Here is a 20287-nt window from a genome sequence, read left to right as displayed (position 1 = left end):
CAGAGCCGATGCCACTGAATACGATCTCCGTATGGAACAGCTTCTCCAGCGTCTCTCGACATCGAAGCGCGTGACCTGGCTGACGTCACAGGCCGTGGTACTGGCCACTGCCTGCTCGTACGCGCTGATGCTCCCCTTGACGATGCCGACCCCTGAGAACGGCCTGTTCCGGTTCCCCGACCTCGAGCCCGCCCAGATGATCGGTCTGTACATCGTGCTCGCCCTGCCGGTTCTGCTGGTGCGCCGCCTGCCGGCGGCGGTCTTCGCGGCGGTTCTGGGCGAAACAGTCCTCGGCGACGCCTTCGGCGCGCGGCCCTCGATCGTGTTCGTCCTGCTCGTCGGCTTGGGCGGGTACCTCGCCGTCCGGCGGCCGAAGGCTGCCGCCGTCGGCTCCGTCGCGGGCGTCGCGGCCGCGCTCGTCAACGACATCCACACCCGCGAGCAGTCCGTCAGCGACGCGGTCCAGTGGGCCGGGGGGTTCGCGTTGTGGTTCGCGGTCGCGTGGGTCTTCGGGGGCGTGTATCGCAAACGCCGTGAATACCTCGAAGCCCTGCAGGAGCAGACCGCGGCCCGCGTCGTCTTGGCCGAGCGGCTGCGGATCGCCCGCGAGCTGCACGACAGCGTCGCGCACAGCATCGGGATCATCACGGTGCTGTCGGGAGCGGCGGCGCGGGTCGTGGAGACCAAGCCCGAGCAGACGCGGCAGGCGCTGACCGGCATCGAGACCACCAGCCGGGAGACGCTGCTGGAGCTGCAGCGCATGCTCGGGGCGCTCCGCCGCGCCGAGCCGGATGACGCCATGCCACAGGCCGCTCCGCTGGCGCCGGCCAGCAGCCTGGCCGACGTCCCGCAGCTCGCCGAACGCACGGCCGGCGCCGGGGTGCGGGTCCATGTGACCTGGCGGGGCGAGCGGCGTCCACTGCCGCCGGAGATCGAACTGTCGGCGTTCCGGATCGTCCAGGAGTCGGTGACGAACGTGGTGCGGCATTCCGGTGCGCGGACGTGCCGGGTCGCGGTCGGTTACGAGCCGGAAGGGGTGACGATCGAGGTGGTGGACGACGGGGACGACGGTCTCGGCGGGCCGGGCCGTCCGAGGTTCACGGCGGGGGCCGGCGGCAGCGGCTTCGGCCTGCTCGGCATGCGCGAGCGGGTGACGTTGCTGTCCGGCCAGTTCAGCGCGGGCCGGCGTTCGGAGGGCGGATTCCGGGTGGCTGCGAGGCTCCCGGCATGAGCGTGCGGGTGCTGCTGGTCGACGACCAGCCGCTGATGCTGGTCGGGCTCGGGATCCTGATCGGCGACACCGACGACCTGGAGGTGGTCGGCCAGGCCGGCGACGGCCGCGAGGCGGTGCGCCTGGTGCGTGAACTGCGGCCGGACGTCGTGGTGATGGACATCCGGATGCCGGATATGGACGGGATCGAGGCGACCCGGCAGGCGACCGCCGAACCGGACCCGCCCAAGGTCTTGGTGCTGACGACCTTCGACGACGACGAGTACGTCTACGGCGCACTGCGCGCCGGGGCCAGCGGATTCCTGCTCAAGAGCATGGCCCTGGACGCGATCCTGGGAGCGATCCGCGTGGTGGCCGCGGGCGACGCGCTGATCGCACCGAGCGTGACCCGACGGCTGATCGCGGACTTCGCCGGGACGTCCCGCCCCGCGGCCCCCGAACCGGACGCCGAGCCCGCTGCGGACCCACGTCTCCTCGCGGGGATCACCGACCGGGAGCGCGAGGTGCTGGCACTGGTCGGACAGGGACTGTCGAACACTGAGATAGCCGAGCGGCTGGTGATCAGCGCGGCGACCGCGAAGACGCATGTCGCGCGCCTGTTCGCCAAGCTCGAAGCCCGGGACCGCGTCCACCTGGCGATCGTCGCCTTCGAAGCCGGACTCATGCCGCGTAGACGGTCCGGACTCATGCCGCGTAGACGGTAGGGACAGGATCAGAAGAACGAGGCGGCGCTGCCCGAGCCGCCGGCACTACACAGAACTCCTGCGGAGATCGAACCCAGTGCACTCTCATTCCACATCGCGAGCCCCAGGGGTGTCGCAGCCGACCCCTCTCCAGGCGTTTCCGCAGGTCAGAACCTTGTCTGACCTGCGGAAACGATGAGAGGTCGAACTGCGTTTCCGCAGGTCGGAGGCGCCCCTACAGGTCGTAGTACAGCTCGAACTCGTGGGGGTGCGGGCGGAGGGCGATGGGGGCGATCTCGTTGGTGCGCTTGAAGTCGATCCAGGTCTCGATCAGGTCCGGGGTGAAGACGTTGCCGGCGAGCAGGTACTCGTGGTCGGCTTCCAGGGCGTCGAGGACGGCCGGGAGGGAGGCGGGCACCTGCGGGACGTTGGCGTGCTCCTCGGGGGCCAGCTCGTAGAGGTCCTTGTCGACCGGCTCCAGCGGCTCGATCTTGTTGCGGATGCCGTCGAGGCCGGCCATCAGCATGGCGGCGAAGGCCAGGTACGGGTTGGAGGAGGGGTCGGGCGCGCGGAACTCGATGCGCTTGGCCTTGGCGTTGGAGCCGGTGATCGGGATGCGGATCGCGGCCGAGCGGTTGCGCTGGGAGTAGACGAGGTTGACCGGCGCCTCGAAGCCCGGGACCAGGCGGTGGTAGGAGTTCACCGACGGGTTGGTGAAGGCCAGCAGCGAGGGGGCGTGCCGGAGCAGGCCGCCGATGTAGTAGCGGGCGGTGTCGGAGAGGCCGGCGTAGCCCTGCTCGTCGTAGAAGAGCGGCGAGCCCTCGGTCCACAGCGACTGGTGGACGTGCATGCCCGAGCCGTTGTCGCCGAAGATCGGCTTGGGCATGAAGGTGGCCGTCTTGCCGTTGCGCCAGGCGACGTTCTTGATGATGTATTTGAACAGCATCAGGTCGTCGGCGGCGTGCAGCAGGGTGTTGAACTTGTAGTTGATCTCGGCCTGGCCGGCCGTGCCGACCTCGTGGTGCTGGCGCTCGACTTCGAGGCCGGACTTGGCCAGTTCGAGCGACATCTCGGCCCGCAGGTCGGCGAAGTGGTCCACCGGCGGGGTGGGGAAGTAGCCGCCCTTGTACTTGACCTTGTAGCCGCGGACGTCGCCCTCGGCGGCGCCGGAGTTCCAGGCGCCGGCCTCCGAGTCGATGTGGTAGAAGGACGCGTTGGCGCTGGTCTCGAAGCGGACCGAGTCGAAGACGTAGAACTCGGCCTCGGGCCCGAAGAACGCGGTGTCGGCGATGCCGGAGGAGGCGAGGTAGGCCTCGGCCTTCTTGGCGACGTTGCGCGGGTCGCGGCTGTAGGCCTCGCCGGTGACCGGGTCCTGGATGAAGAAGTTGATGTTGAGGTGCTTCTCGACCCGGAAGGGGTCGAGCCGAGCCGTGGCGAGGTCCGGGACCAGGGCCATGTCGGACTCGTGGATGGCCTGGAAGCCGCGGATCGACGAGCCGTCGAACATCAGGATCTCGGACGGGTCGAAGGTCGCCGCAGGTACGGAGAAGTGCTGCATGACGCCAGGCAGATCGCAGAAGCGGACATCGACGAACTTCACGTCGTTGTCCTGAATGAACTGCTTCACTTCGGCGGCGTTGTTGAACATCCATCCTCCTCGGCGTGCGAATGGGGCTCACCCTAGGAACGGGCCGTTTCCGGCCGGTGACCCGGTCGTTTCATAAATGTTAACCGCGCCCGCCGATCGGGTGGCAAAGATGTACGGGACGGGGCAAAACGCACCGCCGTCAGGCTCGGCTCTCCACAAGTGGTCTGGACCACTTGGAAAGCTCCGGCGGCACGATTCACCCGCCCGTGGCGTTCGGGGGAGCCGGTGGCGGCGCGGACGGGTCGCCCGGTTAGTGTGGATTCGTGGACACCAGAGAAGCGTTGGGATCGTGGATCGACGGCCCGAAGGCGGCCGCCGAGAAGATGGGAGCCGACTTCGGCTTCCGCGGCGAGCGCCTCGGCCTGCCCAAGGAGGGCCCCGGCTCGATCGCGGGCCCGGGCCGCCGGATCGGCGCCCTGTTCGTGGACGGCTGGCTGGTCGCCCTGATCGCCTACGGGCTGATCGGCAAGGGCAGCCCGGCCGAGGCGAACCTGTGGACCTGCCCGCTCTACTTCCTGGTCGCGGCGGTGCTGCTCGCCACCACCGGGACGACCGTCGGCAAGCGGCTGTTCGGCCTCCGGGTGATCCGCCTGGACGGCGGCCGCGCGACCATCCCGCAGGTGCTGCTGCGCACCCTGCTGCTCTGCCTGGTGGTGCCGCCGCTGGTCTGGGACCGCGACACCCGCGGTCTGCACGACAAGGCGGTCGGCACCGTCGAGGTCCGGATCTAGTCCGGATCTGTCGAGGTCCGGATCCAGTCCGGAACCCAGCCTGGATCCAGGGCCGGACGGCCTTGCCGCACAACACTGAACGGCCCCGCTGCGGGATCTCCGCGGCGGGGCCGTTCAGTGTTGTGGTCGGGGGAGCGTCAGCGGGCCTGGCCGCCCTTGGGCATCCGGGCACCCTTGGGCATCGGGCCCTTGGGGATCGGCGCCTTGGAGAGCAGGTCGCCCAGGGCGCGCAGACGGTCGTTGGTCTCGGTGACCTGGGACGCGGTGATGGCGCGGGGCAGTCGCATCAGGTGGATCTGCAGCTTCTTGAGCGGGATCTCGCCCTCGCCGGTACCCACCACGATGTCGTGCACCGGCACGTCGCCGACGACCCGGGCCATCTTCTTCTTCTCGGAGGCCAGCAGCTGGCGCACCCGGTTCGGGTTGCCTTCGCCGATCAGCGCGATTCCGGCCCGGCCCACCGCGCGGTAGACCGCGTCCTGGTTGCGGGTGACCGCGACCGGGGTGGAGTTGGAGCTCCAGCCGCGTCGGATGTTGTTCAGCACCGCCGCAACGGCGCCCGGCTGCCCCTCCATCTGTCCGAACGCCGCGCGCTCGGCCCGGCGCCCGAAGACGATCGCCATGGCCAGGAAGGCCACGATGAAGCCCAGGATGCCCAGGTAGATCGGGTGGTCGATTGCGAAGCCGATGGCGAGGAACACGCCGAAGGTCAGCAGGCCGACGCCGGCGATGATCAGGCCGATCTTGGTGTCGACCTTCTTGGTCATGGTGTAAGCCAGGCGGATCTGCTTCAGTCGCCCGGGGTTCTCGGATGTTTCCCTCGCCATAACGCTCATGGTACGTGGCACGGGTACGGGATATCCAAGCCCGGGTACCCGTTCGCCTCGATCCGTGACTCGTGTGCCCTGTGCCGTCGCACACAGCGACCGTCGGCCGCGGCGAACGGCCCCCGGCGCGGCCACGTCGAGAACGTCACCGTCGAGAACCGCTGAGAACCATCGAGAACCGCTGAGAACCGCTGAGAACCGTCGAGGACGTCACCGTCGTGGCGGTGACGTCGTCGCCGCCCGCGCGTCGTGTCGGCGGTCCGCCGCGTACCGGCGGTTCTCGCAGACCGCCGCCCAGGCGTTGCGCCGGGCCTGCTGCTGGCCACCCGCCAGCAGGACGCTCTCGGCGAGCCGCAGCGCGACCCCCACCGACCGGATGCGCATCCGCATGCCGAACAGCTCCCCTCGTGGCTGAGAAGAATCGAACGATCGCAACGAGTCCATCGTCACCATCCCGTGTTACCAGGCGGTGACCAGGCAGTCAAAGTGCGGTGAAACCGAAAGGGCGGAGCCGAGGCTCCGCCCTTCGCTCGCGCACCGGATGGCTCAAAAGCACCGGATCAGCAGGATCATCAGAATCTGCCGGCTCAATCAGCCCAGCCGACCCAGCCGACCCGGCCGGATCAACCGGATCAGACCGCGGCCTGCGCGCGCCGCTCCAGCGCCTGCCGGTACAGCCGCCCGGCCCGGTAGGAGGAGCGCACCAGCGGGCCCGACATGACCCCGGCGAAGCCCAGCTCCTCGGCCTCCTGCTGGAGCTCGACGAACTCGTGCGGCTTGACCCAGCGCTCAACCGGGTGGTGGCGCAGCGAGGGGCGCAGGTACTGGGTGATGGTGATCAGCTCGCAGCCGGCGCCGACCAGGTCGGCCAGCGCCTGGCTGACCTCCTCGCGGGTCTCGCCCATGCCGAGGATCAGGTTGGACTTGGTCACCAGCCCGGCCGCGCGGGCCTGGGTGATGACGTCGAGCGAGCGCTCGTAGCGGAAGGCCGGGCGGATCCGTTTGAAGATCCGCGGCACCGTCTCGACGTTGTGCGCGAGCACCTCGGGGCGGGAGGAGAAGACCTCGGCCAGCTGCTCGGGCACCGCGTTGAAGTCGGGGATCAGCAGCTCGACGCCGGTGCGGCCGCTCTCGCGGTCGGCGGTCAGCGCGTGCACCTGGCGCACGGTCTCGGCGTACAGCCAGGCGCCGCCGTCCGGCAGGTCGTCGCGGGCGACGCCGGTGATGGTGGCGTAGTTGAGGTCCATCGTGACGATGGACTCGGCGACCCGGCGCGGCTCGTCCCGGTCGAACTCGGCGGGCTTGCCGGTGTCGATCTGGCAGAAGTCGCAGCGGCGGGTGCACTGGTCGCCGCCGATGAGGAAGGTCGCCTCGCGGTCCTCCCAGCACTCGAAGATGTTGGGGCAGCCGGCTTCCTGGCAGACGGTGTGCAGCCCCTCCTTCTTCACCAGCGACTGGAGGGCGTTGTACTCCGGCCCCATCTTCGCGCGGGTCTTGATCCACTCGGGCTTCCGCTCGATGGGGGTCTCGCTGTTGCGGACCTCCAGGCGGAGCAGCTTCCTGCCGTCGGGCGCGACAGCGGACACGTGCGACTCCTAGAACTAGACGGGGTACCCCCAGGGTACGCCTGTGGTTGTAAGGCCTTCGCGCGGCCTGTTGCCCCGCAATCGCAGGGCAACAGCGCTACTGGCCGGTAGATTCCCGGGGGGCAATCCGGAGTGGGGCCCGGGGAAGAGCCCGGGCGAGGACCCGGGCCCGGGTCAGCGGGTGAGCGCGGGTTCGGGCAGCTCGGCGAACACGTCCGCCAGGTGCCGCTCGACCACCGGCAGCGCCTCGCCGACGGTGAAGTCGCGCCCCAGCTCGCCGGCGAGCGAGGCGACGCCGGCGTCCCGGATGCCGCACGGCACGATCCGGTCGAACCAGGTCATGTCGGGGTCGCAGTTGAGCGCGAAGCCGTGCATGGTGACCCCGCGGGCGACCCGGACGCCGATCGCGGCGAGCTTGCGGTCGTCGCCGCGCTGGCCGGCGTTGGACGGCGCGTACTCGGGGCCGGCCAGCCGCGGGTCGATGCCCAGCGGCAGGCCCATCCGCAGGGTCAGCTTGCCGATGTCCACCACCTGCGCCGGGTCCACCACGGCGTCCGGGATGGAATCGCCCAGCACCCAGACGCCGCTGCGGCCCTCGACCCGGGTGGTGCCGACGCCGAACCCGGCGCAGGCGCGGATCAGCGCCTCCTCCAGCCGGCGGACGTAGGCGACCACGTCGATCGGGTCGGGCAGCTTGACGATGGGGTAGCCGACCAGCTGGCCGGGGCCGTGCCAGGTGATCTCCCCGCCGCGGTTGACCTCGACCACCGGGGTGCCGTCGAGCGGCAGGTCGGCGGGGTTGGTGCGCTTGCCCATCGTGTAGACGGGCTGGTGCTCCAGCAGCAGCACGGTGTCGGGGATCTCGTCCGCGACCCGCAGCGCGTGCAGGCGCTGCTGCTCCTCCCAGGCCTCCTGGTAGGCGATGGCGCCCTCGCCTGTCCCCATTCGAACGAAACGCACGTTCTCGCTCACCGCTGCCGCTCCTTGCCAGGCGTTCGAGACCAACCTCGCCACTGTACGCCCACGCCCGTGCGGGCGGTTCAGCCGCCCGTACGGCCCGTACGCACGGCTGAACCGCCCGCACGGGCGGCCCGTAGGGACCGCGCCCGCAAGGACCCGTTCAGCCCCCCGCCAGCAGTTGCAGCCGCAGCGCCAGCTGGAGTTCGAGCGAGCGCTCGGGGTGGTTCCAGTCCGGGCCGAGCAGCGCCTCGACCCGGTCCAGCCGTTGGACGACGGTGTTCACGTGGACGTGCAGTTCGTCCTTGGCGCGGGTGAGGCTGCCGCCGCAGTCGAAGTAGGCGCGCAGGGTGCGGACCAGTTCGGTGCCGCGGCGGGCGTCGTAGGCGAGCAGCGGGCCGAGCGCCGAGCCGACGAAGCCGTCCACGTCGTGCCCGTCGCCGAGCAGCACCCCGAGGAAGCCCAGCGCGCGGGCCGAGGCGCCCTCCCCGGCGCGGCCGAGCACCCGCAGCGCCCGGACGCAGCGCAGGCCCTCGGCGTACGAGGCGGCCAGCGCGGGCGGGCCGGCGGCCGGGCGGCCGGCGCCCACGGTGACGGGGAACCCGGCCAGCCGGGCCAGCCGCTCGGCGGCCTGCCGTGCGGCCTCCTCCGGGTCGCCGGCCTCCGGTACCAGCAGCACCACCGCCTCGCCGTGCTCGGCGCTGACGCCCCGGGAGCCGAACAGGTACCGCCGGGCGGCGCCGGCCAGCCGGCCGCGGTCGGGGACGGGGGGTCCGGCGGGTTCGGCCGGTTCGGCGACCAGGACCAGGTGCGGGCGGGCGAGGTCGACGCCGAGCCGGCGGCCGCGCGCGGTGAGCCCGGCCGGATCGCGGTCGGGGGCGGTGAGCAGGTCGGTGAGCAGTTCGCCGCGGACCCTGTTCTCGGTCTCGGCCACCGAGCGGCGCAGCAGCAGGAGCAGCGCGGTCACCACGCTGGCCCGCTCGAACAGCCGCCGGTCGGCGTCGTCGAGGCCGGGGCGTCCGCGCAGCACCAGGGTGCCGAGCGCGTCGTGCCCGGCCAGCACCGCGCATACCCACAGCTCGCCGTGCCGGACGGACCGCCCCTCGGCCCGGGACGCGGCGACCGCCTCCGCCAGTTCGCCGGCGGGTGCGGACCGCCCGGCCAGCGGCTCGCCCTCGGCGTCGAGGACGGCTATCTCGCCGCCCAGCAGGGTCGCGACGGCGGCGGCGACGTCCGGCACCTCGGCGCCGCGCAGCACCAGGTCGGTGAGCCGGTCGTGCGCCTGCTCGGCGCGCTGGACGGCGGCCGAGTGGGCGCGGACCAGTTCGTTGGCGCTGTTCAGTTCGGCGAGCGCGGCCCGGGTGTCGGCCAGCGACTTGGCGGTGTCCAGGGCGATCGCGGCGTGCGCGGCCAGCGTGCACAGCAGCGCCACCTCGTCGGGGGAGAAGGCGCGGGGCGAGCGGTCGGCGGCGAACAGCACCCCGATGACCTCGCCGCCGAGCAGCAGCGGCACCCCGATGATCGCCACCAGGCCCTCGTCGAGCACGCCCGCGTCGATCGTGCCGGTGTGGTGGAACCGTTCGTCGGTGCGGTAGTCGGGGGTGGCGTACGGGCGGGCGGTCTGCGCGACCAGGCCGCCCAGGCCGTGGCCGAGGCTGAGCCGCAGGGTCTGGAACAGGACGGAGACCGAGCCGTCGGTGACCCGCATGTAGGTGTCGCCCGCGGCCTCGTCCGGCAGGGTCAGGTACGCGGTGTCGGTGCCGAGCAGCATCCGGGCGCGGCGGACGATCGCCTGGAGCACGGTGTCCAGCTCCCGGGAGGCGGCGAGGTCCCCGGCGGTGTCGAACAGGGCGGTCAACTCGGCTTCCCGGCGCCGGTGTTGACGCAGCGTGCGGTGCACCCGCAGGGCCTGCCAGGTGGCGTCGTCGATCTCGGCGAGGACGGCGGCCGGCGCCCCGCGGCGGCGGGCGTCGGCCAGCACGTCGGCGAAGTCCTCGGTGGCGGCGCCGGAGGCGAGCAGGTCGAGCAGCCGCCGCAGCGCGGGCGCGGCGCTTTCGTGAGGGTGGTTCATGGTGCGTGCCGCCAATCGGCGTCGGGTCCGGCGGAAGCGCGATCGTAGCGGCTCGGCCGTCAGGCGGTGGCGGGCTTGGCCGCCACGGCGGCGCCCTCCGCCTCCACCGCCGCCTCGACGTCCGCCAGGTCGCTGCCCCTGGTCTCCCGCCCGCACAGCACCGCCAGCACGGTGATCGCCGCCGCGATCGCCACGTACACCGAGATCGGGGTGGCGTTGCCGTAGTCCTTGAGCAGTGCGGTCGCGATCAGCGGCGCGGGCGCGCCGGCGGCCACCGAGGCGAACTGGGCCCCGATCGAGGCGCCCGAGTACCGCATCCGGGTGGCGAACAGCTCGGAGAAGAACGCCGCCTGCGGTGCGTACATCGCGCTGTGGAAGACCAGTCCGACCGTCACCGCGACCACCAGCTGTCCGAACGACCTGGTGTCCACCAGCCCGAAGAAGACGAACGCCCAGACGCCCACCCCGACCGCGCCCACCAGGTACACCGGTTTGCGTCCGACCCGGTCGGACAGCGCTCCGAACAGCGGGATCAGCGCGAACTGGATCGCCGAGCCGATCAGTACGGCGTTCAGCGCGGTCTGCTTGGAGAAGTGCGCGTGGGTGACGGCGTACGTCAGCACAAACGTGGTCATCACGTAGTACGAGATGTTCTCCGCCATCCGTGCGCCCATCGCCACCAGAACCTCCCGCCAGTGGTTGCGCAACACCGCCACCAGCGGCGGCTGTTCGACGGTCTTCCGCTGCTGCTGGGCCGCCAGCGCCTGCTTGAACAGCGGCGACTCGTCCACCGCGAGCCGGATCCACAGCCCGACCCCGACCAGCACCGCCGACAGCAGGAACGGCACCCGCCACCCCCACGACAGGAACGCGTCCTCCGACAGCACCGCCGTCAGCAGCGACAGCACCCCCGCCGCCAGCAGGTTCCCGGCCGGCGCCCCGCCCTGCGGCCACGACGCCCAGAACCCGCGCCGCCGCTGGTCCCCGTGCTCCGACACCAGCAGCACCGCCCCGCCCCACTCCCCGCCGAGCGCGAAGCCCTGCACCAGGCGCAGCACCGTCAACAGCACCGGCGCCGCCGCCCCGATGGAGCTGTAGGTGGGCAGCACCCCGATCAGCGTGGTCGACCCGCCCATCAGCAGCAGGCTGACGACGAGCAGCTTCTTCCGCCCGACCCGGTCCCCGAAGTGCCCGAACACCAGCGCCCCGACCGGCCGCGCGGCGAACCCGATCGCGTAGGTGAGGAAGGACAGCAGCGTCCCCGTCAGCGGATCGGTGTTCGGGAAGAACAGCTTGTTGAACACCAGCGCGGCTGCTGTTCCGTACAAGAAGTAGTCGTACCACTCGATGGTGGTCCCGATGAGACTGGCGGCCACGACCCGAGGGAGTGAGCGGGTGGCTGCCGTGGCTGGTGCGGAGGCGTTCATGGTCACCACTTCCGGGCCGGGGGGAGGACGTCGCCCCGAGAGGCGTCGCCCCGAGGAATGTCGTCACAAGGGGTGCCGCCCCAAGGGACGTCGCCACAAGGTAGGGAGGCGCGTTCCCCGGGACTATGTGGGCCACCCACATAGTCCCGGGGGTCGGCCTGGGGAGGGCGGCCAGGTGCCGCCGCTCAGTGCGCCGTCCAGCCGCCGTCGACGGGGAGGCTGGCGCCGGTGATGTAGGAAGCGGGCGGGGAGCAGAGCCAGAGGGCGAGTTGGGCGATCTCCTCGGGTTCGATGAGACGCTTGACGGCCGCGCGTTCGAGCATGATCTGCTCGACGACCTCGTCCTCGCGGATGCCGTGGGCGAGCGCCTGGCTCGCGATCTGCTTCTCCACCAGGGCAGTTCGGACGTAGCCCGGGTTGATGCAGTTGCTGGTGACGCCGTAGGGGGCACCCTCCAGGGCGACGGTCTTGCTGAGGCCCTCCAGCGCGTGCTTGGCGGTGACGTAGGCGGACTTGAAGGCGCTGGCCCGCAGGCCGTGGACGGAGGAGATGTTGACCACCCGGCCCCACTCCCGCTCGTACATGTGCGGGAGAGTGCGGCGCAGGATGCGGAACGGCGCCTCGACCATGACGCGTTGGATGAGGGTGAAGCGGTCTGGCGGGAACTCGTGGACGGGCGCGATGTGTTGGAGGCCGGCGTTGTTGACCACGATGTCGGCGTCGGCCGGCAGGGCCTCCACGGCCTCGGGGTCGGCGAGGTCCGCGACGACGGCGCGGCCGCCGATCCGCTCGGCGAGCTCCCGGGCCGGACCGGCCGCGAGATCGACGACGTAGACCCGGGCGCCGGCCCCGGCGAAGGCCTCGGCGCAGGCCCGGCCGATGCCCGAGGCGGCCCCGGTGACCAGGGCCGTCCGGCCGTCGAGCGGGCGGGCTGTAGTGGTGTCCATGGCCGAGAACGCTAGGAAACCCGGGGGGCCGGCTCCCATGTGGTGGTCCGCCACAGCATCCCGGTGGGCTGTGGTGTTCACCGCCACGATGGTCGATCGACGGTTCGACCGCGAAAGGCCAAACCCGCGCCGCCCGCGCTTCCCCACAATGGGCGCGATTGCTTCACCCGTTCGGAGGATTGCTCGGTCAGATCCACCCATAGCGCCCGAATGCTCGCTACATTCACGCCGATTCCCGACAGGGGGCGCCGCCCCAGGCAGCCGAAGTGCTGGTAGAGCCCGGTGCGACGTCCGAGAGGTGTTGACTGACATGCCCCAACGGCCTGCAACCGACAGCCCGGCGTACGGACCGCTCGACCCGCTCGGCCACCACCGAGGCCCGGTCGGCCGGACCCTGCCGGACGCCCCCGACGCCCTGACCGCCGACGCCCCGACCGCCGACGAACTGCGGCTGCCCGCGCAGGCCACAACCGACCGGCACGAACCCGCCGTCCCCGCGCCCGGGCCGGTCGGCGGCCACTCCGGGCACTCCGGCCCGTCCCCGCAGAACGGCCAACTCGCCGCGCTCATCGAGGAAGCCGGCTTCTCGCACGCGGGCCTGGCCCGCCGGGTCGACCAGCTCGGCCTGGAACACGGCCTCGACCTGCGCTACGACAAGACCTCGGTCACCCGCTGGCTGCGCGGCCAGCAACCCCGCGGCGCCACCCCCGCGCTGATCGCCGAGGTCTTCACCCGCCGCCTCGGCCGCCGCCTCACCGCCCAGGACCTCGGCCTGGACGCCTGCGCCCCGGTGTACGCGGGCCTGGAGTTCGCCGAGACCCCGCAGGAGGCGGTGGACATCGTGGCGAGCATGTGGCGCAAGGACAACGGCCCGCAGTCCGAACTGCGCCGGATCGCCTTCACCCCGGCGGGCCTGGTCGTCCCCAGCCGGGACTGGCTGATCGGCCGCACCGACGAGCGCGTCGCCCGGGACGGCTCGACGATGGTCCGCCCCGACGCCGCCACCGGTCCGCCCGCCGGTCCGTCCGCCGCCGCTGCCGGTACCGCCGGCACCGCAGCATCCGCCGCACCCGCCCAGAGCGTGCCCCCCGCGCCCGGCGCTCCCCCTCCGAGCCCGGCGCGCGGCCAGGCCCACCACGGGGCCCCCGGCATGCGCCCCGTGCCGGGCGCGGCCGGCCCCGCCGGGCCCACCATCGGCCGGGTGCCCACCCAGAGCCGGCGCCCGCCGACCGCCGTCGAGCCGCCGTACACCGAACCGGCCCGCGAGTCGCGCCCCGCCCTGCGGGTCGGCCGCGGCGACATCGCCGCCATCCGCGCCGTCGGCGACCTCTTCCGGGCGCTCGATCACGCCTACGGCGGCGGGCACGCCCGGCAGGCGCTGGTCCGCTACCTGGAGAGCGAGGCCGAGCCGATGCTGCGCGGCCGCTACGGCGAGCAGATCGGCCGGGCGCTGTTCGGCGCCGTCGCCGACCTGACCAGGCTGGCCGGCTGGACGTCCTTCGACATCGCCGCGCACGGCCTCGCCCAGCGCTACTTCGTCCAGGCGCTGCGGCTGTCCCAGGCCGCCGGGGACCGCGCGCTCGGCGGGTACGTCCTGGTGACGATGAGCCAGCAGGCCGTCCACCTGGGCCACGGCCGGGAGGCCGTCCAACTGGCCCGGGTCGCCCAGCAGGGCGTGGGCACCGCCGTGCCGCCGGTGGTCCAGTCGCTGATGCACACCGCCGAGGCGCGTGGGCACGGCCTGCTGGGCGATGTCCGGGCCTGCACCACCGCCCTGGTGCGCTCCGAGCGGGCACTGGCCGCTGCCCGGGTCGGCGACGAACTGCCCTCCTGGGCGCGGTACTTCGACGAGGCCCAGCTCTCCGACGAGTTCGCCCACTGCTACCGCGACCTCCAGCAGTGGCGCACCTCCGCGCAGCACGCCGAGAAGTCGCTGCGGCTGCGCTCACCCGCCTACGCGCGCAGCCGGATCTTCTGCCGGCTGGTGCTGGCCACCGCCCGGCTCGGCATGGGGGACCTCGACGAGGCCTGCACCATGGCCACCGACGCGCTGCGGGCGGCGGGGGAGATGCGCTCGGCCCGCTCGCTGGAGTACGTCCGGGACTTCCACCGCCGCCTCACCCCCTACCGGGGCAGCCCGGTGGCCCGTGCCTTCGAGGAGACGGCCCGCCAGGCCGGCGTGATCTGAGGACCTGTCGCAGAGGGGCCGGTCGGGCGAGCTCCGGCGGCCCTGGAAACCCGTCCGGCCCGGGTCCGCCCCGGGCCGAAGGGCCCATCCGCCCGGCACCGGCTCCGAGCATCTCGGCGACGGGCGGGAGCGAAGCGGCTCACCAGCTCTCGGCCCGGACGCGCGGCTGCCCGGCCTCCGGCGAGGGCGGCCGGACACCGCCGCGCACCCGCTGCGCCACCAGCGGGAACACCAGCACCGAGAGCATGCCGGCGCCGACCAGCGCGGCCGCCGTCGAGGACGGCAGGTGGCCGTCGTCCACCTCGATGGTGGTGATCACCACGACCAGCGGCAGCGCCGTCGCGCCGTAGAGCCCGAGCGCCGTGCGGTCCCGCCGGCCGAGTCCGGCCGGGGCGAGCAGCCCGGCGGGCAGTCCGCGCACGGCCAGGAGCAGCAGCAGGAACACTGGGACGAGCAGTATCGTGCCGGGGTCGTCCAGCAGGGCGGACAGGTCGAAGTTCATCCCGCTGACCACGAAGAACACCGGCACCAGGAAACCGAAGCCGATGCTCTCCAGCTTGGCCTCGATCACCTCCTCCTCGGCCCGGCGGATGTCGGAGAGCAGCAGCCGGGAGACGATCCCGGCGGTGAAGGCGCCGAGCAGCATGTCCAGGTCGAGCCAGATCGCGGCGGCCACCATGACGGCGAGCACCAGGATCACCGCCCGGACGGCGAACTGCCCGGAGGTGCGCAGGGTGCGCTCGATGAGCCGGGTGGCCCAGGCGGGCCGGGGGCGGCGTGCGCCGAGGACCGCGACGGCGGTGATCACCGCGAAGGCGCCGAGGATGACGGCCGTCCGGACCGGGGAGTTGCCGCTGAGCAGGATGGCGATCGCGATGATCGGCCCGAACTCGCCGACCGCCCCGGTGGCCATCACCAACGAGCCGAAGGGGGTGGGCAGTTCGCCGGAGTCGCGGAGGATCGGCAGGATGGTCCCGAGGGCGGTGGTGGTGAGCGCGAGCCCGGCGAAGGCGCCGTTCAGCGGGTCCCGGTTGACCAGCGCGCCCACGCCGAGCGCCACCACGAGCGAGACCAGCCACGCGGTGCCCGCCCGTTTCAGCGGGCCGCCGCGCAGCTTGGCGAAGTCGATCTCGTACCCGGCCAGGAACATCAGCATGGCCAGGCCGAACTGGGAGAGCGCGTTGACCAGGTCGTCGACGCGCGCCCAGTTCAGGACGTCGGGGCCGATCAGGACGCCGAGCAGGATCTCGAACACGACGGTCGGGACGGCGATCCACCGCAGCAGGCGGTCGGCGAGCAGCGGCGCGGCGACGGCCGCGGCGGGGATCAGGATCAGGGCCACCGGCTGGACGGCGGCGCTCACCGCGCAACCGGCCGAACGGTGTAAATCATCCGATGAGCGGTCATGTCGGCATCCTGGCATGCCGCCGGTCCGTCACCCACCGGCGGGCCGTCAGCGTGTCCCGGGAGCCAGACCGAAAGCCCGCCGGGCCGGGAACCAGGCCGGGAGCCCGTCAGGCCGACCCCGACGGGCTCAGGCCGCCGCCTCGGCCTCCCGGGCGTTGGCCGGGACGCCGAGGTCGCGCAGCACCGCCTGCGCCGCCCGCCGCCCGGAGACCAGCGCGCCCTGCACGGTGCTGGTGTCCCGGTGGTCCCCGGCGACGTACAGCCCGGCCAGCACCCGCACCGGGCGCCGGGGGTTGTGCGGCGGCGGCATCGCGGGCAGCGCGTCCGGGACGTGCCGCACGTTCAGGAACTGCCAGCCGGTGGTCGAGGCGCCGTACAGCTCGGCGAGCCGGGCCCGGACCGCCGGTTCCAGTCCGGCCGGGCCGCCCGCGTCGAAGGAGCGCCGCCCGAGCACGGTGGTGGCGATCAGCGCCTGTCCGGCGGGGGCGTAGGAGGGGTGCAGTTCGCTGAGCACCAGCGAGTGCGAGACCAGCGGCGGCTGCCCGCCGGGCCGGTCGCCGTCGAGCAGCAGGACGGCCTCGCCCAGCGGGGTGCGGTCGGCCGCGTGGTAGAAGGTCGTGACGGGGTGGAAGTCCGGCAGCCGTAGCCCGGGCAGCAGTTCGGCGGCGGAGCGGGCGTCGGTGGCGAGGACGACGGCCTGGGCGCCGATCCGCCCGTGGGCGGCGGTCTCCACGCCGTCGGCGGTGATCGAGGTGACCTGCACCCCGGTGCGTACGGTGCCGGCGGGCAGGGTGGTGGCCAGCTGGGCCGGCACGGCCGCGATCCCGCCGGCGGGCAGACAGAGCCGTCCGCGCGCGTAGGAGCGCAGGACCAGGTCGGCGATCCGGCTGCTGGTGCCGAGGGCGGGGTCACTGAGCAGCGCGCTGAGCAGTGGCCGCAGGAAGCCGTCGAGGGTGCGCGGGGCGAGTCCGTGGCCGGCCAGCGCGCGGGCGGTGGTGGTCTCCGGGCGGGCCTTGAGCCGGCTGGCGGGGGTGGTGGCGAGCCGGCCGAGCCAGCTGCCGAGCCGGGCCTTGTCCAGCGGGCTGCCGAGTGGGGCGCGGGTGGCGGCCTGCCGGGCGGTGGTGAGCTGCGGGTCCCCGGTGCGGTAGCGGCGGCCGCCGCTGTGCACGAGGACTCCGGGGGCGAGCGGGCGCAGGTCGAGGCGGTCGAGGTCGAGGACGCGGCGGAGTTCGGGGAAGGCGGTGTTCAGCAGGTGGCTGCCGTCGTCGAGCCGGAATCCGTCCAGTTCGCGGGTGGCCATCCGGCCGCCGATCCGGTCCGTGGCCTCAAGGATCTGCACGGTGAGGCCGCGGCCGGTGAGCGTGCGGGCGGCGGCCAGGCCGGCGAGTCCGGCGCCGATGACGATGACGTCAGGGTCGGACGGGCGGCGGGCGCGGCGGGTGAAGTCGTATGTGGGCACTGGCGTGCTCCCTCCCTGGTCCCGGGGCTCCGGCCGACGCAGGCAGCGGGGTGCCGGGACACGGTCCGACGGTGTGATGCCCAGTCAGTGTGAGCATCAGACAAGCGCATCGGGCCCGATCCAAGGGTCGAGAGGGGGCGTGCGGCACCGGGCGGGAGCGCGGTCACGGACAGTGCGCCGTTGGGGCCGGGTTCCGGGGTTGGCGGGCGCGCACGGTCACCGGGGGCGTGCGACGCGCCCGGTGTGTGCTCCCATGCGCCCCCTCCCGGAGCCCCGTCCGACCCCCACCCGATCTCCACCCGGCATATGCCCCTGGCCAGCGCGAATGCCGTAGCCGCCGTACGCAGCGGGACGTACCGGAGCCCCGCCGTGCAGCCCGTGCCGGAACCCCGCGGCGGACGGCAGGGTTCCGCGCCACCGGTCGCCCCCACCGCCACGCACAGCGCCACTTACAGCGCCGCGCGCACCGCCGCGTCCACGTCCGGGTGCGCGAAGCGGAAGCCCGCGTCCAGCAGCCGCCGCGGCACCACCCGGTGGCTGCCGACCACCTCGACCGCCAGCTCGCCGAGCACCACCTTGAGCACCGCCTCAGGCACCGGGAACGGAGTCGGCCGCCGGAGCACCCGCCCGAGCGCCGCCGTCAGCTCGGCGTTGGTGACGGGATCGGGCGCGGTGAGGTTGACGGCGCCGGAGAGGTCGTCCCGGTCGATCAGGAACCGCAGCGCGGCGACCTGGTCGGCCAGCGAGATGAAGCTCCAGTACTGCCGCCCGTCGCCGAGCCGCCCGCCCAGCCCCAGCTTGAACAGCGGGAACAGCCGCGCGCCGGCCCCGCCGGCCGCGGACAGCACCATCCCGGTGCGCGGGTGGACGACCCGGATGCCGGCGAGCTCGGCCGGCCGTGCGGCCGCCTCCCACTCCACGCAGACCTCGGCCAGGAAGTCGTCGCCGGCGGGGGAGTCCTCGTCGATCACCCGGTCGCCGGTCTGCCCGTACCAGCCGACGGCGGAGGCGCTGACCAGCACCCGGGGCGGCTCCTTGAGCGCGGCCAGTGCGACGGCCAGCGTCTCGGTGCCGAGTGCCCGGCTCTCCCGGATCTCCCGCTTGTAGGCGTCTGTCCAGCGGTGGTCGCCGACCCCGGCGCCGGCCAGGTGCACGACCGCCTCGACCCCGGCCAGCCCGTCCTGCTCGACCTGGCCGAGCAGCGGGTTCCAGCCGATGGCCGTGCTGCCGTCGGGCTGCGGGCCCGTCCTGGAGCGGCGCCGGACCAGCCGGACCACCTCGTGGCCGTCCGCCAGCAGGGAGCGGACGAGAGCCGAGCCGATCAATCCCGTGGAGCCTGTGACAGCGATGCGCATGCGTCCATCCTCCCAGTTCCCAAAGCCCTGTCATGTCGGCATGCGCCTCACTAGCATGACGCGCATGCACGAGGACGATCTGATCATCCGCCCAGCTCAGCCCGAGGACGAGACCGAACTCGCCGTCCTCAACCGTGCCGCCTGGTCCCCGCTGGCCGACGTCTCCCCGCAGCCGCCCGAGGGGGACGGCGTCTTCGACGAACGGCACACCCCGGAGCAGTACCTGCTCGCCCTCCTGGACGGCCGGGTGGTCGGCTACGTCCGCCAGGTCCCGCCGACCCCGCTGGCCAGCAACCGGCACGTCCGGCAGATCCAGGGCCTGGTCGTCGACGGCACGGCCCGCGGCCGGGGTGTCGGCCGGCGCCTGGTCGAGGCGGCGTGCGAGGCCGCCCGGGCCGCGGGCGCGCGCAGGATGACCCTGCGGGTGCTCGGCTGGAACGCCCCGGCCCGCCGCCTCTACGAGGGCTGCGGCTTCGTCGTCGAGGGCTCGCTCGCGGAGGAGTTCCTGATCGACGGGTCGTACGTGGACGACGTCCTGATGGCCCGCAGCCTGGCGCGCTGACAAGCCCGACCGGCCTTTCCGCCACCGAAACTGACGATATGTCAGGCCTGGCGGGCGGTGCAGAGTCGTGACCGATCCGCTCTGTCTGGACCAGCACCCCGCCGGGTACCGTACGGCCGTGAGCAACTCGACGCCCCCCGGGTGGTACCCGGTCCCCGGTGCGGACGGCACCCCCGGTCACGAGCGCTGGTGGGACGGCAACGCCTGGACCAGCGAGGTGCGCCCGCTCCAGGGCGGCGCCGGCCAACTCGCCGACGCCCCCACCCAGGGCTGGCAGCCCCCCGGCCGGCAGCCCGGGTACGGCTACGGCGGCCCGCAGGACGCCCCCGGCCACGGCTACCCGGGCAGCGCCCCCGCCCCGGGCTACGGCTACCCGGGCCAGGACGGCTACTACCCGGCCCAGGACGGCTACCCCGCCCAGGGCGCGGGCTACGGCTACCCGGCGCCGGGCTACCCGCCGCAGCAGCCGGGGCCCGGCCGGATGAGGCCCGGTCTGGTCGTCGGCATCGCGGTCGCCGTCCTGGCCGTGGGCGGGATCGTCGCCGGGATCGTGCTCAGCGGCGGCGGCTCCCCGCAGGCCGACCCGACCCCGAACCCGACGGTCACCATCACCCGGGGCGCCGGCCCCGCCCCGAGCCCCACGGCGGGCACGCCCGCCCCGACGCCCGCGCCCAAACCGGCGCCGACCGTCAGGAGCACCATCCCGGACACCCAGCACGCGATCACCGTCCCGGTGCTCGACGGCTGGGACGTGGCGCCCAACTCCCCGCACTCCACGGTCTACCTGGGCACCGGCCGCTACACCTGCCCGGACGGCAACTCCTGCATCCGCGGCCAGTTCTCGGTCGAGACCGACACCGTCCAGGGCGTCACCGCCAAGACGGCCGCCGAGGCCACCATGCCCGCGTACGCCGGCCAGATCTTCACCGGGATCAGCTCGCACACCGACTCCGGCTCCGGCTACACGACCGTCGCGGGCGTGTCCGGCTACGCCGTGCGCTGGCACATCCGCACCGCGGACGGCACCCAGGGCTACGTCCTGCTGGCCGCCGTCCCGGCCAAGGGCGGCGGCTTCGTGGTGTTCGAGGGCGGGGTGGACGACACCCCGAGCGCGCCGGACGCGTCCGTGCTGGACCAGATCCTCAGGGGCATCAAGCAGGACGGCACGTCCGGCGGCGGCAGCACCGCCTGACGCGTCCGGCGTCGCG

At 73.0% G+C, this 20287-nt stretch carries 17 protein-coding genes; 6 read left to right on the top strand and 11 right to left on the bottom strand.

What is annotated here, in order from left to right; genetic code table 11:
• Positions 1–31 precede the first annotated feature (31 nt).
• Both ACFVHI_RS07380 and ACFVHI_RS07375 read left to right on the top strand, forming a co-directional pair.
• Complete coding sequence (locus ACFVHI_RS07380) at positions 32–1231, top strand: sensor histidine kinase (protein ID WP_380336601.1); 1200 nt, start codon at positions 32–34, stop codon at positions 1229–1231.
• Entirely contained in the window at positions 1228–1935 is a 708-nt protein-coding gene (locus ACFVHI_RS07375) for a response regulator (protein ID WP_380336598.1), read from the top strand. The genes ACFVHI_RS07380 and ACFVHI_RS07375 overlap by 4 nt, the downstream gene beginning before the upstream one ends.
• A gap of 214 nt (positions 1936–2149) precedes the next feature.
• Here ACFVHI_RS07375 and glnA read toward each other — a convergent pair whose 3' ends face one another.
• On the bottom strand, positions 2150–3562 hold the full coding sequence (gene glnA, locus ACFVHI_RS07370) for a type I glutamate--ammonia ligase (RefSeq protein WP_063347323.1): 1413 nt from the start codon (positions 3560–3562) through the stop codon (positions 2150–2152).
• A 263-nt stretch (positions 3563–3825) separates the two neighbouring features.
• On the opposite strand from glnA, the gene ACFVHI_RS07365 reads away from it, so the two are divergent.
• Complete coding sequence (locus ACFVHI_RS07365; RefSeq protein ID WP_063347322.1) at positions 3826–4293, top strand: RDD family protein; 468 nt, start codon at positions 3826–3828, stop codon at positions 4291–4293.
• Positions 4294–4430: 137 nt separating this feature from the next.
• On the opposite strand, the gene ACFVHI_RS07360 is transcribed toward ACFVHI_RS07365, so the two are convergent.
• The 7 genes from ACFVHI_RS07360 to ACFVHI_RS07330 all read right to left on the bottom strand — a co-directional run bounded on the left by ACFVHI_RS07360 (position 4431) and on the right by ACFVHI_RS07330 (position 12108).
• A complete protein-coding gene (locus ACFVHI_RS07360) occupies positions 4431–5120 on the bottom strand; it encodes a DUF4191 domain-containing protein (protein WP_063347321.1) in 690 nt (229 codons plus the stop codon).
• Between the two features lie 210 nt (positions 5121–5330).
• Positions 5331–5510: a hypothetical protein gene (locus ACFVHI_RS07355; protein WP_063351061.1), complete on the bottom strand. Its 180-nt coding sequence runs from the start codon at positions 5508–5510 to the stop codon at positions 5331–5333.
• A 242-nt stretch (positions 5511–5752) separates the two neighbouring features.
• The gene (lipA, locus tag ACFVHI_RS07350; RefSeq protein ID WP_063347320.1) at positions 5753–6706 is read right to left on the bottom strand and encodes a lipoyl synthase; all 954 of its coding nucleotides are present in this window, start codon (positions 6704–6706) and stop codon (positions 5753–5755) included.
• A 174-nt stretch (positions 6707–6880) separates the two neighbouring features.
• On the bottom strand, positions 6881–7651 hold the full coding sequence (gene lipB / locus ACFVHI_RS07345) for a lipoyl(octanoyl) transferase LipB (protein ID WP_063347319.1): 771 nt from the start codon (positions 7649–7651) through the stop codon (positions 6881–6883).
• 175 nt (positions 7652–7826) lie between these two features.
• On the bottom strand, positions 7827–9734 hold the full coding sequence (locus ACFVHI_RS07340; RefSeq protein ID WP_380336592.1) for a helix-turn-helix domain-containing protein: 1908 nt from the start codon (positions 9732–9734) through the stop codon (positions 7827–7829).
• A gap of 59 nt (positions 9735–9793) precedes the next feature.
• Positions 9794–11161 (bottom strand): MFS transporter, encoded by a 1368-nt coding sequence (locus ACFVHI_RS07335; protein WP_380336589.1) that lies wholly within the window; start codon positions 11159–11161, stop codon positions 9794–9796.
• A 185-nt stretch (positions 11162–11346) separates the two neighbouring features.
• Positions 11347–12108: a 3-hydroxybutyrate dehydrogenase gene (locus tag ACFVHI_RS07330; protein WP_380336586.1), complete on the bottom strand. Its 762-nt coding sequence runs from the start codon at positions 12106–12108 to the stop codon at positions 11347–11349.
• A 310-nt stretch (positions 12109–12418) separates the two neighbouring features.
• Between ACFVHI_RS07330 and ACFVHI_RS07325 the strand changes: the two genes are divergently transcribed.
• Positions 12419–14296, top strand: a complete 1878-nt coding sequence (locus ACFVHI_RS07325; RefSeq protein ID WP_380336583.1) for a regulator — start codon at positions 12419–12421, stop codon at positions 14294–14296.
• Between the two features lie 139 nt (positions 14297–14435).
• Here the strand turns inward: ACFVHI_RS07325 and ACFVHI_RS07320 are convergent, their stop codons facing one another.
• From ACFVHI_RS07320 to ACFVHI_RS07310, 3 genes are all read right to left on the bottom strand, one after another.
• Entirely contained in the window at positions 14436–15659 is a 1224-nt protein-coding gene (locus ACFVHI_RS07320; RefSeq protein WP_063347315.1) for a cation:proton antiporter, read from the bottom strand.
• A gap of 171 nt (positions 15660–15830) precedes the next feature.
• Entirely contained in the window at positions 15831–17162 is a 1332-nt protein-coding gene (locus tag ACFVHI_RS07315) for an NAD(P)/FAD-dependent oxidoreductase (protein WP_380336580.1), read from the bottom strand.
• A gap of 449 nt (positions 17163–17611) precedes the next feature.
• Positions 17612–18517, bottom strand: a complete 906-nt coding sequence (locus ACFVHI_RS07310) for a TIGR01777 family oxidoreductase (RefSeq protein ID WP_363372099.1) — start codon at positions 18515–18517, stop codon at positions 17612–17614.
• 55 nt (positions 18518–18572) lie between these two features.
• Here ACFVHI_RS07310 and ACFVHI_RS07305 point away from each other — a divergent pair, with 55 nt between their 5' ends.
• Both ACFVHI_RS07305 and ACFVHI_RS07300 read left to right on the top strand, forming a co-directional pair.
• A complete protein-coding gene (locus ACFVHI_RS07305) occupies positions 18573–19079 on the top strand; it encodes a GNAT family N-acetyltransferase (protein ID WP_380336577.1) in 507 nt (168 codons plus the stop codon).
• A 118-nt stretch (positions 19080–19197) separates the two neighbouring features.
• Complete coding sequence (locus tag ACFVHI_RS07300; protein ID WP_380336574.1) at positions 19198–20271, top strand: DUF2510 domain-containing protein; 1074 nt, start codon at positions 19198–19200, stop codon at positions 20269–20271.
• Positions 20272–20287 lie beyond the last annotated feature (16 nt).

The sequence above is a fragment of the Kitasatospora sp. NPDC127121 genome (genome assembly GCF_042677305.1).
GTDB lineage: Bacteria > Actinomycetota > Actinomycetes > Streptomycetales > Streptomycetaceae > Kitasatospora.
Note: the sequence above shows the minus strand (reverse complement) of the source record. Positions and strands in the feature narration are given on the sequence as shown.

Coding starts and splice junctions, on each gene's coding strand:
- ACFVHI_RS07355 (WP_063351061.1), bottom strand. CDS start 5,510: ATGCGGATGCGCATCCGGTCGGTGGGGGTCGCGCTGCGGCTCGCCGAG.
- ACFVHI_RS07360 (WP_063347321.1), bottom strand. CDS start 5,120: ATGGCGAGGGAAACATCCGAGAACCCCGGGCGACTGAAGCAGATCCGC.
- ACFVHI_RS07310 (WP_363372099.1), bottom strand. CDS start 18,517: ATGCGCATCGCTGTCACAGGCTCCACGGGATTGATCGGCTCGGCTCTC.
- ACFVHI_RS07340 (WP_380336592.1), bottom strand. CDS start 9,734: ATGAACCACCCTCACGAAAGCGCCGCGCCCGCGCTGCGGCGGCTGCTC.
- ACFVHI_RS07330 (WP_380336586.1), bottom strand. CDS start 12,108: ATGGACACCACTACAGCCCGCCCGCTCGACGGCCGGACGGCCCTGGTC.
- ACFVHI_RS07375 (WP_380336598.1), top strand. CDS start 1,228: ATGAGCGTGCGGGTGCTGCTGGTCGACGACCAGCCGCTGATGCTGGTC.
- glnA (WP_063347323.1), bottom strand. CDS start 3,562: ATGTTCAACAACGCCGCCGAAGTGAAGCAGTTCATTCAGGACAACGAC.
- ACFVHI_RS07380 (WP_380336601.1), top strand. CDS start 32: ATGGAACAGCTTCTCCAGCGTCTCTCGACATCGAAGCGCGTGACCTGG.
- ACFVHI_RS07305 (WP_380336577.1), top strand. CDS start 18,573: ATGACGCGCATGCACGAGGACGATCTGATCATCCGCCCAGCTCAGCCC.
- ACFVHI_RS07335 (WP_380336589.1), bottom strand. CDS start 11,161: ATGAACGCCTCCGCACCAGCCACGGCAGCCACCCGCTCACTCCCTCGG.
- ACFVHI_RS07325 (WP_380336583.1), top strand. CDS start 12,419: ATGCCCCAACGGCCTGCAACCGACAGCCCGGCGTACGGACCGCTCGAC.
- lipB (WP_063347319.1), bottom strand. CDS start 7,651: ATGGGGACAGGCGAGGGCGCCATCGCCTACCAGGAGGCCTGGGAGGAG.